The sequence below is a fragment of the Pseudomonadota bacterium genome (assembly GCA_018823285.1).
Classification (GTDB): Bacteria; Desulfobacterota; Desulfobulbia; order Desulfobulbales; family JAGXFP01; genus JAHJIQ01.
The window spans coordinates 1-12,509 of record JAHJIQ010000043.1; the positions used below are offsets into that span (position 1 = coordinate 1).

At 58.4% G+C, this 12,509-nt stretch carries 13 protein-coding genes; 3 read left to right on the forward strand and 10 right to left on the reverse strand.

Annotation, left to right across the window (positions count from 1 at the left end):
- On the forward strand, positions 1-215 hold a 215-nt coding region (locus tag KKG35_10390; protein MBU1738536.1), incomplete at its 5' end, for a hypothetical protein.
- 166 nt (positions 216-381) lie between these two features.
- On the opposite strand, the gene KKG35_10395 is transcribed toward KKG35_10390, so the two are convergent.
- Positions 382-1,164, reverse strand: coding sequence for a YkgJ family cysteine cluster protein (locus tag KKG35_10395; protein MBU1738537.1), 783 nt, complete (start codon positions 1,162-1,164; stop codon positions 382-384).
- A 129-nt stretch (positions 1,165-1,293) separates the two neighbouring features.
- Here KKG35_10395 and KKG35_10400 point away from each other — a divergent pair, with 129 nt between their 5' ends.
- Both KKG35_10400 and KKG35_10405 read left to right on the forward strand, forming a co-directional pair.
- The gene (locus KKG35_10400) at positions 1,294-3,501 is read left to right on the forward strand and encodes a PAS domain S-box protein (protein ID MBU1738538.1); all 2,208 of its coding nucleotides are present in this window, start codon (positions 1,294-1,296) and stop codon (positions 3,499-3,501) included.
- Positions 3,494-4,927 (forward strand): sigma-54 dependent transcriptional regulator, encoded by a 1,434-nt coding sequence (locus KKG35_10405; protein ID MBU1738539.1) that lies wholly within the window; start codon positions 3,494-3,496, stop codon positions 4,925-4,927. Before KKG35_10400 ends, KKG35_10405 begins: the two co-directional genes overlap by 8 nt.
- Positions 4,928-4,944: 17 nt before the next feature.
- Here the strand turns inward: KKG35_10405 and KKG35_10410 are convergent, their stop codons facing one another.
- Genes KKG35_10410 through KKG35_10450 form a run of 9 tightly spaced genes read right to left on the reverse strand, consistent with a single transcriptional unit; the run spans position 4,945 to position 12,096 of the window.
- Positions 4,945-6,693: a complex I subunit 5 family protein gene (locus KKG35_10410; protein ID MBU1738540.1), complete on the reverse strand. Its 1,749-nt coding sequence runs from the start codon at positions 6,691-6,693 to the stop codon at positions 4,945-4,947.
- Positions 6,693-8,189, reverse strand: coding sequence for a monovalent cation/H+ antiporter subunit D family protein (locus KKG35_10415; protein ID MBU1738541.1), 1,497 nt, complete (start codon positions 8,187-8,189; stop codon positions 6,693-6,695). Before KKG35_10415 ends, KKG35_10410 begins: the two co-directional genes overlap by 1 nt.
- Positions 8,189-9,664, reverse strand: a complete 1,476-nt coding sequence (locus KKG35_10420; GenBank protein ID MBU1738542.1) for an oxidoreductase — start codon at positions 9,662-9,664, stop codon at positions 8,189-8,191. The genes KKG35_10415 and KKG35_10420 overlap by 1 nt, the downstream gene beginning before the upstream one ends.
- Positions 9,661-9,984 (reverse strand): NADH-quinone oxidoreductase subunit K, encoded by a 324-nt coding sequence (locus KKG35_10425; protein ID MBU1738543.1) that lies wholly within the window; start codon positions 9,982-9,984, stop codon positions 9,661-9,663. Before KKG35_10425 ends, KKG35_10420 begins: the two co-directional genes overlap by 4 nt.
- Complete coding sequence (locus KKG35_10430; protein ID MBU1738544.1) at positions 9,981-10,721, reverse strand: sodium:proton antiporter; 741 nt, start codon at positions 10,719-10,721, stop codon at positions 9,981-9,983. The genes KKG35_10425 and KKG35_10430 overlap by 4 nt, the downstream gene beginning before the upstream one ends.
- Positions 10,705-11,001, reverse strand: coding sequence for a DUF4040 domain-containing protein (locus KKG35_10435; protein ID MBU1738545.1), 297 nt, complete (start codon positions 10,999-11,001; stop codon positions 10,705-10,707). The genes KKG35_10430 and KKG35_10435 overlap by 17 nt, the downstream gene beginning before the upstream one ends.
- Positions 11,002-11,003: 2 nt before the next feature.
- Positions 11,004-11,300 carry a monovalent cation/H(+) antiporter subunit G gene (gene mnhG / locus KKG35_10440; GenBank protein MBU1738546.1) on the reverse strand — a complete coding sequence of 99 codons (297 nt, stop codon included), beginning with the start codon at positions 11,298-11,300 and terminating at the stop codon, positions 11,004-11,006.
- Entirely contained in the window at positions 11,297-11,584 is a 288-nt protein-coding gene (locus KKG35_10445) for a multiple resistance and pH regulation protein F (protein MBU1738547.1), read from the reverse strand. The genes mnhG and KKG35_10445 overlap by 4 nt, the downstream gene beginning before the upstream one ends.
- The gene (locus tag KKG35_10450) at positions 11,584-12,096 is read right to left on the reverse strand and encodes a Na+/H+ antiporter subunit E (protein ID MBU1738548.1); all 513 of its coding nucleotides are present in this window, start codon (positions 12,094-12,096) and stop codon (positions 11,584-11,586) included. The genes KKG35_10445 and KKG35_10450 overlap by 1 nt, the downstream gene beginning before the upstream one ends.
- Positions 12,097-12,509 lie beyond the last annotated feature (413 nt).

Sequence of the window (12,509 nt, forward strand, 5' to 3'; positions counted from 1 at the left end):
AATTCTCACTTTCACCCTTCGGGCATAAGTCTCGTACGTGCAGGCAAGCTGCTCAACTCGGCTTTATTGGAATATGTGGATTGCCTATCTTTTTGGTGGTATTTATTGCCGTTGACCAGAAATGTAAATTTATTATAACCGCGGGCCAGGCTTGCGTTATTGCATTATTCTCTCAAACCAACACTTTTTGGCTGAGGGTTGCGCTATTGCATTAATCCCTCAACCAGATGTGAATGGGGCGCTGGTAAAGCGCATTAACGCAGAAGGGAAAAACGTTGGCGGCGTTGACGCGGCAAGCTGATTGGCGCAACTGGTGATGCAGGTCTTTCTGTGGAAACAAAACTGGTGCTTACCACCCAATATCTTCGGGAGCCGACCGGCCTACTTTCTTTGCAGGGTCGGCAGGCCGGCGAGGATGAGTTTCAGCCAGTCGAAGCCGAATTTCAGCAATGCCTCGTCATCTTTTTCGATCAGTTTTTTCCGGGTCTTATCGAGCCTGTATTGCTCGAGAAGCTGGTGGTCGTTCACATACTGCCGGAAGCGGTCGACGTTGTAACAGGCCATGAAGGCCAGAAGCTGGAGCGGCCCGCCCGCACCCTCGCCGCGCCAGGTCCTGCTGTCGGCAAAAATGGTGTCGAGTTCGGCCCAGAGATCATCCATCTGGTTGAAGTATTGCAGGCTCTGGTCCCGCACCCACGATTTCACCGTCCATTCCCGCTCCTCCTGGTGGCCCTTGCAGTAGTCGTGGTCGGTCATGAAATAAAATTCCTCCGGCCTCCCTCCCGAGGTGTCGCGGTCCACCGCTCTTTCCAGGGGATAGGTCCGGCAGGCCGAAGGGCGATCGGGATAGACGGAGCACCCCTCATCATTTAAAAACGGGCAGGTTTTCTCCTCGTCGGCCGACATGACCATGATCACCGACGGGAAACAGGGGTTGCCCCCCTGCACCACCCCGGCATACCGGTTCAGGAAATCCTCGGAACTGATCCCGAGCCGGGTTTTCAGGCGGAGGACGTCGTAGGGATACAAAAAGAGTTCCAGTTTCCGGCAGCAGCGGGTGAAACAGCTCACCGCCGAATGACAGGCGAAACGGAACTTCGCATCGGCCAGAGGCACCATGCCTTCCGGAAATTCTTTGCCTTGGGATTTTTTACTCTTTGCCATTCACAAATCCATCTGGTTATTTATTGACAACGGGCTTAATTTCGAGCCGGGATGTTACCAAAGGGTCGGACAAAGGTCAACGGCAGAAGAAACCACCCCGGTTCCGTCATACTCAACCATGGACAACAGATGAAACTCCGGTCCCAGATATTTCTGGTTGCCTTCGCCCTCGGCATCCTGCCCATTCTCACCCTGGTGGCCGTCAACCTTTCCGGGCATATCAAACGCCACGAACAGACCGGCCTTGAGCAGACCCGGGCAAGTCTAGCACTAAAAACCGAAAATCTTGCCGCCGCCATCGAGCAGCGCCGACAATTGCTTGAGATCATCCTCAGCCTGCCCGGGATCAGGGCCATTTCAGCAGCCGCACCTCCCCCGGCGGAACTCACCGCCCAGATCGCCGCCTGGCTTGCCAAAGACCCGGCAATAACCGGCATCTCATTGCAAAACGCGGCCGGGTCCCGGATTTTAAGCCTTGCCCGTCAGGAAGGGACCTTTACGCCAACACCCGATTCCGCCCCGGAACCTGCCCCCGGGACGGTTCTCACCGTCATCTCGGAATCCGGCGCGGACCGGCAAATAAAATCCCGCCTCTTCCTTGATCCGCAGATCCTGTTGCAGGAATATCGTGATTCATACTGGATCACCCCGGCCGGTTATTATTTCCATCAGCCGGAGAAATCCTTTCTTCCCGTGGAAACAGACAGCAACGCGCTGGAAGATTTCCAGGGTTTGGCCGCCCTTTTACTGTCCGCCAAACCCGAGGTCTGGGAAAGCGGCAGCGGCTATATTGTCGCCTGGCTGCCCCTGTTCCTGGACGGTTCGGCACCGACGCTGTGGATCGGCTCCCCCGTTGATCGAACCGCCGCCCGGGCCTGGAAACGCTCGCTCATTCAAAACATCGTGCTGATCATCATGGCCCTCTCGGCGATCATCTTCATCGTCGCCGGGGCAATTGCCGGAAAGATCGACACCATCAGGGCGCAGATCATCTCCGGCCTCGACCGGGTGCTGAACCATGGTGAAGAGTTCAGATTTTCCTGGACCGGGCCGAAGGAAATCACCGCCATGGCCGAAGACCTCTCCCGACTCGCCACCAACTATTGCACCCATGCCAAAGCACGGCAGGAGGCGGAAAAGGCGCTGAACGAAAACCGGGAGAACTTCCTCAACCTGACCAACAGCGCCCAGGACGCCATCATCTTCATGGACCCCGACGGCAACATCTCCTTCTGGAACCAGGCGGCGGAAGAGATCTTCGGGTACACCAAGGAAGAGGCTGAAGGAAAGGCGATCCACCGGCTGATCTCGCCGAAACTTGCCGACGAGCAGGAAGACTCGATGCATTCCGGCAACACCGGCGATGGCCCGATCAAGGAAACCATCGAGCTCATCACCACCCGGAAGAACGGCACCGAAGTCCCGATTGAGCTCTCGCTGTCTGAAGCAAGAATCAGGGAGCGCTGGCATTCGATCTGGATTATCCGGGACATTTCCGAACGGAAATGGGCTACGGAAAAAACCAGGCTCCAGCAGCAGCAGCTGATCCAGGCCGACAAAATGGCCTCCCTCGGGCTTCTGGTCTCAGGGGTCGCCCACGAGATCAACAATCCGAACAGCATTTCGCTCCTGAACACCACCATGCTCGCCAAATCCTGGCAGAGCGTAAGCCCGATCCTGGAGCGCTATTATACGGAAAACGGGAATTTCCTCGTTGCCGGCCTGGAATACAGCGAAATGCGCGAACAGATTCCGAGGCTGTTCCACGAACTCGATGAAAGCGCGAAAAGGATCAAGGCAATCGTCAAGGACCTGAAAGATTACGCCCGGCAGGACTCCACCAGCCTGCTCGACCGCGTGAATATCAACGACATCTGCGAAACCGCCATCCGCCTGACCGGCAACCTCCTGAAGAACAGCACCGACAACTTCACGGTCAGCCTTTCCCGGAACATCCCGCCGATCAAGGGGAACAGCCAGCGTCTGGAGCAGGTGCTGATCAATCTGCTGCAGAACAGCTGTGACGCCCTGGAGAACAACCGGAGCGCGATCACCGTTGAAACCGGGGCGGAGAACAACACCGTCTATATCCGGGTCAGCGATGAGGGGTGCGGCGTCCCCCCTGAATCAATCAACAAACTCACCGACCCCTTTTTCACCACCAAACGGAACACCGGCGGCACCGGCCTCGGGTTGTCGGTTTCAGCGGGAATCATCAAAGAGCACAACGGCACCATGCACATCACTTCGCAGAAAGGAAAAGGGACCACGGTCACCGTCTCCTTTCCGACCAGTGCGAGCGCCGGGTCAACGATCAGCGAGGAAGACCATGCATAATCAAGGAAACGGATTTCCGGCAACACCGGTATTACTGGTTGACGATGAGGAGAGCTGGCTCAATAGCTTCAGCCTGGTTCTGCGCTCCGCAGGGATCACCAACATCTTGACCTGCAACGACGGCCGCCGGGTACTCGGCATTCTTGCCGGGCAACCGGTCAGCACCGTGGTCCTCGACCTGACCATGCCGGAAATCTCCGGCGAGGAACTTCTCCCCCTGATTGCCGAGCAACATCCGGCGGTGCCGATCATCATCGTGACCGGCCTTGATCTGCTGGAAACGGCGGTCAACTGCATCAAACTCGGCGCCTACGACTTTTTCACCAAGATGACCGAGGAAGACCGCCTGGTCGGAGGAGTGAAAAGGGCCATCGACCTTGGCCGCCTCCGCCATGAGCATGCTTCCTTGAAACAGCGTTTCTTGAATGACACCCTCGATCACCCGGAAGCCTTCGCGTCCATCATCACCCACAACAAAGGGATGCGGGCCGTCTTTCAGTATATTGAAACGGTGGCGGCAACCAATGAACCGGTGCTGATCACCGGGGAGACCGGGGTCGGCAAGGAGCTTGTTGCCAAAGCGATCCATGAACTGAGCGGCCGAAAGGGCAAGTTCGTGCCGATCAATATTGCAAGCCTTGACGAAACCATGCTCGCCGACACCTTGTTCGGTCATTGTAAAGGGGCTTTCACCGGGGCCGATCAGGCCAGACCGGGCCTGATCGAACAGGCCGGCGGCGGGACTCTTTTTTTAGACGAGATCGGTGATCTGCCCACCTCCTCCCAGATAAAACTCCTTCGTTTACTCCAGGAGCGGGAATACCACCCCCTGGGCTCGGACCTGCCCAAGCGGACCGACTGCCGGATGATCTTTGCAACCCTGCGCTCCCTCGACGAAATCCATCACGATCAGACATTTCGCCGCGACCTGCTGTTCAGGCTGCAGACCCACCATGTCCATGTTCCGCCGCTGCGGGAAAGACTCGACGATCTGCCGATCCTGCTCGATCATTTTCTGGCAGAAGCGGCGGAATCACTCAATCGTCCCCAGCCGAACATCCCGAGGGAGTTGCCGCTGCTGCTCTCGACTTACGACTTTCCAGGAAATATCAGGGAGTTACGAAGCATGGTGGTCGATAGTGCAAGCCGGCACCCCGGCGGCACCATGAGCATGGACAACTTCAAAAACTATATTCGGCAGCGGACGGGGTCCTTCAGTGAAGAGTTTGCTCCTGAATCCTTAGGCTCCACCCCCTTCTCACCCCTCAAGACCCTCCCGACCCTGAAGGAGGCCTCCGAACTCCTGGTCCGGGAGGCCCTGATCCGGACCGGCGGCAACCAGCGTCTCGCCGCCGAGATGCTCGGCATTACCCGGCAGGCCTTAAACTGGCGTTTGAAGCAGGAACAAAGGCCCGATCAGAAGTAACACTTCCCGGCTGAAACTCACATCCTGAGCAACAAAGAAAGGAGAACAAAGCAGAGCAACAGGTAACAAAAACCGACCACCGACCATCGAAGAAGCTTTTTCTCCACCTGCCGCCCCCGATCTAAGATTGCCCAGGGATCGACCGGACTCCACCACCCGGCAGCAGCTTCGGCCATCCGCATCTTCTCACGACTCCTCCGCCACAATCCTGCAGCCCCAAAGCTTCGCCCGGAGAAAAGCCACAGCATATCTCCGGCCGGGAGGGTGCAACGCTTTTTCCCCTCTCTGATCCGGCCAATGCAGACCATCAGGGCGCAACCGAGCGCGACCGGCCAGAGCCCCTGCCAGAGAATCGCAGGCGCGAGCGGGGAAAACGCGCCGCTCTCTCCAGGGGGCCACACCCAGAGGATCCCCCCACCTAACAGGACCGAGACAATCCAGGCCGTGATCATCGGTGGAGGACAGATTCGTCCATCTCCGCCCGATGACTGCAGGATCCGCGCCAGGAAATGGTAGAGAAGCATCGTGGTCGCCACCGCCGAGAGGGGAAGAAGAAGAGCAAAGAGCTTCATCCATCCCGGCGGCAGGCCATGACTCATCTCTTTGACCGCAAGCTTGGCAATGGCGCCGCCGGTCAGAGGAAAGCCGGCCAGGGCCAGACAGGGCAGCAGCAAAAGGGCGCCCGGCCACCACCGGGACGATCCCGATGCGGGGCGGAGTTTCGCGACCCCTGCCCCGAGAAAGAGCGACCCCTTGGCAAGGCCGTGATGGAGGGCATAGAGACAGACCGCGCCGGTGACCGGCAGCCAGAGCTGCGGCGCAAGGAGCCCGCAGCCGACGATGGCGGTCATCACCCCCATCTGACTGATGCTCGAATAGGCCAGAACCGTTTTCGGGTCCTGCTGGCAGAGGCCGACCGCAACCCCGTAAAAGGCCGCCAGGAAACCGATCCCCACGAACGCCATTCCCCATCCCGGCATCGCAGTATCAAGACTTGTGGGCAGAAAACGAAGCCAGCCGAGAAGCCCGGCTTTGATCATCACCCCGCTCAGCACCGCACTTGCCGGGGCCGGGGCAACCGGATGGGCCAGCGGGAGCCAGACATGGAGCGGCAGGGCTCCGGCCTTGATCCCGAAACCGACCAGCAGCAGGAGCAGGCCTAAGGAATCCGGCCTGCTTCCGGCAATGGTCGTCAGCTCAAGATCGGTCAGATCGCCAGCCATCACCAGCATCCCTGAAAGGAGAAGCACCTCTCCCAGCATGACCAGAATGATATACACCCTGCCGGCCCGGAGCGCTTCCCGGCTTCTCGTGTGGACCACCAGACCATAGGCGCAAAAACTCATGAGCGAGAAGAAAAGATAGAACCCGAGCATATCCCTGGCCAGAATCAACCCGAAATTAAAGCCCATGCAGAGCAGAAAAAAGAAGTAGAACCGATATCGCCTCTGATCATGGGCCAGATACCCCTGCCCGAAAAAGGCGGACAGCAGCCAGACCAGAGCGGCCAGCAGAAGAAAATTCCGCCCGACCAGATCAAGCCCCATCCGCCCTCCCATAAAAAACCAGGCGACCTCAAGATCAATCCCGGGTCCAAGAAACAGGGCCACCGCCAGCGCCGGCACTGCCGACCAGGGGGCCAGTTTCAGGGCGACTTTCCGCAGGGGGCGGACCAGAAGGGCAAGGGCCGCAGCAAGGGGCAGCCCGGGCACCAGGGAAAGAAGGAGAATCTGCAGCTGTTCGTTGAACAGGAGTTCGGTCGTCATCACAGGCCGTACCCCGTGCGGACAATGAACCGGACCCAGGCCAGCGGGCTCAGGTTGCTGTTGGCCAATAACCCCACCAGCAGGGAAACCACGGCGGTGATCACCGGAGGGGCGATCAGCATCCAGTGGCACTCCAGGGGGCCCGCCTTTCCGGAATCAACGGGCCACTCTCCCTCCTCTTCCTTGAACCAGGCCGCATAAATTATCGGCAGAAAATAGAAGGCGTTCAGCAGGCTGGAAACCACCAGCACCCCGATCAGCCACCCCTCCCCCCGGGCAAGAGCGCCCAGCCCGAGATACCACTTGCTGACAAATCCGGCCATCGGCGGCAGGCCGATCATCCCCATCGCCGCAAGGGTAAAGGCGGCCATGGTGAGCGGCAGTCGCCGCCCCACGCCATTCATCCGGCTGATCTCGTGAACACCAAGGGTCTCGGCAACATTTCCGGCACAGAAGAACAGGGTGATCTTCATCAACCCCTGATGGACCAGATGGACCATTCCCCCCATGATCGCAAGCGGACTGCCGATACTGATCCCAAGGGCGATATACGACACCTGGCTGACCGTGGAAAAGGCCAGCCGGTGCTTGAGGTTGTCCTGCCTGAGGGCATGGATCGAGCCGTAGATAATGGTGACGGTGGCGAGAACCATCAGCGGAAAGAGGAGATCCAGATGCGCTGCCGTTTCCAGGCCATATACATCGAGGACGATCCGAATAATACCGAAGGCGCCCGCTTTGACCACCGCCACCGCATGGAGGAGAGCGCTCACCGGCGCAGGCGCCACCATCGCCTGCGGCAGCCAGCTGTGCAGCGGGAAAAGGGCCGCCTTCACCCCCACCCCGGCGAGAAGCAGATAAAAGATGATCTTTAGCGTCAGGCCATGACTCCGGACAAAAGGTGCGAGCTGCTGCCCCCTGCTGAAATCAACCGACCCGACCAGGCTATTCAGCCAGACCACGCCGAGGAAGAGGAGACCCCCCCCTCCCAGGGTATAGATCAGATACACCCTGCCGGCCGCCATCGCCTCGGCAGTCCCCCGGTGCACCACCAGCGGATAGGTACAGAGGGTCAGCATTTCAAAAAAGAAGAGAAAGGTCAGCAGATTTCCAGCCAGGGCAATGCCGATGGTCACGGTGACGCAGAGACTGAAATATCCGAAGAAATGGCTGCGGTTCGGCGAATTCTCAAGGTAGGCGATGGCATAGATGGTGGTCAAGAGCCAGAGGATACTCGACAGGGTCACAAAGAGGGCGGAAAGAGGGTCCGCCCTCAGGACGAGGTCAAGGCCGGGCAGCATGGCAAGATGAAACTCGAAGCGCTGCCCCCTGGTAATCCCGACAATCATGACCAGCACCAGGACCATTTTGGCAATGGCGCCGAAGAGGTTCAGACAGGTCCGCATTCCCCGTCTCGACTCGGCAAGGCTGAAAATCACCAGTCCCGGCAGCAGGGAACTGAGGAGAATCATGATCAGCAGCCAGTTCTGCCGGATCATCCCGTCACCTGAAGTACGGCCAGCGGCAGAGAGGCAATAAAGCCAAGAATGATCGCGACCAGGGCGAGCGCCAGGGCGCTCCACTCCATACCGGGTGCAACAATCGCCTGGCGGCTCCCGCTGACCATTTTCGGGCTGAGGATATGGGCCACGGCGCGGAAGATGTAAGCCGCGGTGAGTCCGCTTCCCATCACCAGAAGCAGGAGCAGCGGCCAGCGGCCCTGCCCGACGGCCAGACTCAGATACATATACTTGGCAATAAACCCGCCGGTGGGCGGCAGACCGATCAGGCTGAGCCCCCCCAGAGCGAAGGCAAAGGCGGTTTTCGGCAACAGTTGCCTGACCCCGTCAAGGTCCCGGATGCGATCGTGGCCCATCTGCAGAAAGATGGTCCCTGCGGCAAGAAACATGGCGCCCTTGGCACAGCTGTGGGAAATGGCAAAATAATAGGGCGCGGCAGCTCCCTGCCCGCCTCCACCCGCCAAGAGCGGGAAAACAACAAACAGGTAGCCGATCTGGGCCACCGTGGAGTAGGCGACCAGCATCTTCAGGCGCTGCTGGGAAAACGCCTGGAACGCCCCCCAGATGATGGCCCCCCCGCCAAGAGCGGCCACCACCAACCCGCCGCTATCCCCGATCAATGGGATCAACCCCTGCCAGAAACGGAAGAACAGGTACCAGCCGCCTTTAATGACCAGGGCGGAGAGAATGGCGCTCACCGGGGCGAGCGCATTGGCATGGGCCGGCGGCAGCCAGAAATGAAAGGGGAAAAGTGCGGTCTTGAGCATCAGGCCGACACTGATCATGGTCATCGCCACCCCGACCGGAGGGGAAAGAGAGATGACGGCCTGAATGGCGGCAAGCTCGAGAGTGCCATAGACCTTATAGAGAAAACCCACTCCGAGCAGAAAACTCAAAGAGCCCAGCAGCGAGACCAGCAGATAGCGCATGGCCGCCACCTGCGAGGCGGGCTTGCCGGAGAGGGCGGTGAGTCCGACACTGCTCAGGGCGACAAGCTCCAGGGTGATGTACATGTTGAAAATATCACCGCTCAGAAAAAGTCCGTTCAGCGCCCCCCACAGCAGCAGCCACAACGGCCAGAAAAAACGCTCCTGAATGACATGGCGCCGGTCACCCTCCCTTCCGGCGATCCGGCTCCTGAAATACCCTCCGGCGTAAATACTGATGGCCAAACCGGTGACCGCCGTCATCAGCACCATCAGCACCGCCGGGCCATCTGCGCGCAGGGAAATGCCCAGAGGCGGCTGCCACCCTCCCAGATCATACCGGCCCGCCCCGTGCAGCATTACCTTCCAGGCCAGGGAACCTCCGGCCAGCGAGGCAAGCAGGGAAAAAATCAGCCCCGGCCACCGGGGGCGACTTTTACGCAGAAAAGAAACCAGCGCCCCGGACAGCGGCAGAATAATGGGCAGGATGAGCCAGCAGTCGGCCTGAAGCAAGAGGCTGATCATCTTTCACCTCTCCGGGCTCTTCTCCGGTGAAGATCGTGAATATTGGCCGTTTCCTGCACCCGGCAGGCCAGGATCAGGGCCACGGCGGTAGCACTCACCGACACCACGATTCCGGTGAGAACCATGGCGTGGGGGACCGGATCGATGACAACGCCCTCCCCGTAAGCAATGGTGACCAGAAACAAAAAGACCCCGCTGGCCATGATATTGACCGCCAGGATCTTCCGCATCAGCTGAGCACAGGAGATTAGCCCACCCAGTCCGACCACGAAAAGTGCCAGGCCGGTCAGACCATAGACAATGGCAGGCGAAAGATTCATGACTCCTCTCCCTCGCCGGGAGAAATCCCCCCGCCGCTTCTGCTTTCGCAGGATTCTTCAGGGTGGCTGCCGCCAAAAAAAACCGCCAGGGAAAGGCCGATGGAAAAGGCGGCCATCACCTCCAGGGCGATAACAATCATGGCGGCCGATTCCCGGCGATATTCAAGAAAATTTCCGCCGAGCGCCATGGCTCCGAAAGCGGCGAGCAGGAAAAAAAACGGCCCCAGACAGATCCCCGGGGAAAGCAGTTTCCCGGGGAGGATCGACAACAGCCGCGATGAGGTCAGAAGAAGCAAGACACCGGCTCCCCCGAAAATCGCCCCGGCCTGGAATGCGCCACCGGCCTGACTGCTGCCGGCCCATAAAAGGTAGATTCCGATCAGGACCAGAAAAGGCGCAAGAAGGCGTACCAGTGACAACAGGACCGGATCGGCGGGAGAGTCCGACCCCGCGGACCGGGAAGGACGCATCGACCACACAACGGCTACCCCCAGGAACAGGACAAAGCATTCCAGCAGGGTGTCATAGGCCCGATAGTTCAAGAGAACGGCCGTCACCCTGCTCTCCACCCCGCTCTCGGCCAGGGCCTCATCCACATGCCGGGCCAATCCGGATGACCGGGTCCCCGGGGCCAGATATCCCCAGGCAAGAACCGCAAACAGCGCCACCGGCATGACCAGGCCCAAAGATGAAGCAAGAATTCTTCGCCATGCGGCTTTCTTAGCGTCGTCCTTCATCTTCCCGCCCTTCGTCACGATCAAGCCTCCTTTCACCTCGAACAGCACTCTTCATGCGCCGCAGGGCCGAAAGAAAAAGGGCCCCGGTAAGGCCGGAACCGATCGCCGCCTCCGCCAGGGCCACATCAGGGGCCTGGAGACGCACCCAGCCAAGAGCCATCAGCAGGCCGAATGAGATGAACAGAACCACCCCCGTGAAAAGGTCCCGGCCGGAAAGCACGTGCCAGGCAAGCCAGACAAGGGTCAGACAGAGAATAAGATCAAAAAATCCGGCAATCATCTTCACTCCTTTGTCCAGGGCCTGATATTTCTCTGCAATGCCGCATCAGCAACCAGATGGCAGGAAGTGGCGCCGGCCAGAAGGACCAGAAACCAGATGAGCAGAAGTTTCACAACCTCAAGCCAGCTGGTGGCCTGGACCGCCAGCCCGAGAACCACAAAACCAAGACCGATATTATCGGCCTTGGTCAGGGCATGCAGCCGGGTATAGATATCGGGCAACCGGAGCAGGCCAATGGTCCCGGAAAGGAAAAACGGAATACCGAAAACAATCAGCATCATCCCGGCCAGCTCTCTCATTTCAGCCCCTCCGTATCAGATTTCAAATCTCCAGCCTTCCAGGCCCGCCGGACAAAAGCCACAGTGGACAATGCGCCCAGCAAGGCAAAGACCAGAGCGACATCTTCAAAAATCAGCTGCCCCGAACCCCGGGTCAGGAGCAGGAGAATCGCCACCCCGCAGGTGCCGAAAAGCTGGGCAGCCATCATCCGGTCGGCAGCCGTCGGCCCTCGGAGGACACGGATAAGACCGGCGACCACGGTCAACAGCAGAATAAGGGCCACACCCACATAAAAGTCCGTCATCACGGAAACTCCTCCTGAACGGAAATCTCATCCCGAAAAACAGCCCCGATCATTCTTTCGAGATTTTTAATGGATTCCTCCACCGGCAGAGTGGTGTCCAGAGTGTGAACAATCAGGTGATCCTCACCAAACCTGGCAGAGATGGTCCCCGGCAGCAGAGTAATGCAATTGGCAAGCAACACCCTCGGGCCATCGCGGGTAAGGGTGAGAGGATAGAGGATAAGACCTGGAGAGATGGGGAGTTTCGGATTCAGGACCCGGACCATGACATCAACAGCGCTGACAAAGGATTTCCAGAAAAACCAAGGAAGATGCCGCAGGAGAGCAACCGGTCTGATCAGACAATTTCCCGCACCGGTCAGATGTATACTGATCCAGGAAGAGAGCAGAACAGCGGCCACCGCAAAGGGCCAGCTGTTCAGATCCCCCTTGCTGAGAATGAGCCACAGGACGCCATAGAAGACAAGCCGGCGAGACATCGGACGCAATCTGCAGGATGCGGGTTCGGGCATAACATCCACCTCATGGGAGCACAGATCATATAAATTGCCGGGAATCGGCCGGATCTCCTCTCCTGACAGCAGCGCCCCGACTCTCCCCGGGCAGGAAATCAATTAAGCTTGAGGGACAGCCCTGCCTCGTTATCTTTTGGAAAAGACATCTCCCCACTCCTACTATACCATCATTCAATATTTTAATTTTCAAATGCAAGTTTAAAATCAACTTTCTGACTTGTCTTATGTTATTGGATTGATGTCATAAAATGGTTCAGAGACAGAGCGGTATTTCATGATGAGAATTCAGAAGCCAGAAGCCAGGAGCCAGAATGACTGATTTTAAAGCTTTTCTCCTGGCTTCTGACTCCTGGCTTCTGGCTTCTTGTGGAACAAAGGCTCGAACAAATCGCCAAAACCCTTTTATTATC

Excerpts from the sequence above, each read along its gene's own strand:
- KKG35_10395 (MBU1738537.1), bottom strand. The coding sequence starts at position 1,164 with ATGGCAAAGAGTAAAAAATCCCAAGGCAAAGAATTTCCGGAAGGCATG.
- KKG35_10410 (MBU1738540.1), bottom strand. The coding sequence starts at position 6,693 with ATGACGACCGAACTCCTGTTCAACGAACAGCTGCAGATTCTCCTTCTT.
- KKG35_10405 (MBU1738539.1), top strand. The coding sequence starts at position 3,494 with ATGCATAATCAAGGAAACGGATTTCCGGCAACACCGGTATTACTGGTT.
- mnhG (MBU1738546.1), bottom strand. The coding sequence starts at position 11,300 with ATGAGAGAGCTGGCCGGGATGATGCTGATTGTTTTCGGTATTCCGTTT.
- KKG35_10445 (MBU1738547.1), bottom strand. The coding sequence starts at position 11,584 with ATGACGGACTTTTATGTGGGTGTGGCCCTTATTCTGCTGTTGACCGTG.
- KKG35_10420 (MBU1738542.1), bottom strand. The coding sequence starts at position 9,664 with ATGATCAGCCTCTTGCTTCAGGCCGACTGCTGGCTCATCCTGCCCATT.
- KKG35_10435 (MBU1738545.1), bottom strand. The coding sequence starts at position 11,001 with ATGATTGCCGGATTTTTTGATCTTATTCTCTGTCTGACCCTTGTCTGG.
- KKG35_10400 (MBU1738538.1), top strand. The coding sequence starts at position 1,294 with ATGAAACTCCGGTCCCAGATATTTCTGGTTGCCTTCGCCCTCGGCATC.
- KKG35_10450 (MBU1738548.1), bottom strand. The coding sequence starts at position 12,096 with ATGCCCGAACCCGCATCCTGCAGATTGCGTCCGATGTCTCGCCGGCTT.
- KKG35_10425 (MBU1738543.1), bottom strand. The coding sequence starts at position 9,984 with ATGAATCTTTCGCCTGCCATTGTCTATGGTCTGACCGGCCTGGCACTT.
- KKG35_10430 (MBU1738544.1), bottom strand. The coding sequence starts at position 10,721 with ATGAAGGACGACGCTAAGAAAGCCGCATGGCGAAGAATTCTTGCTTCA.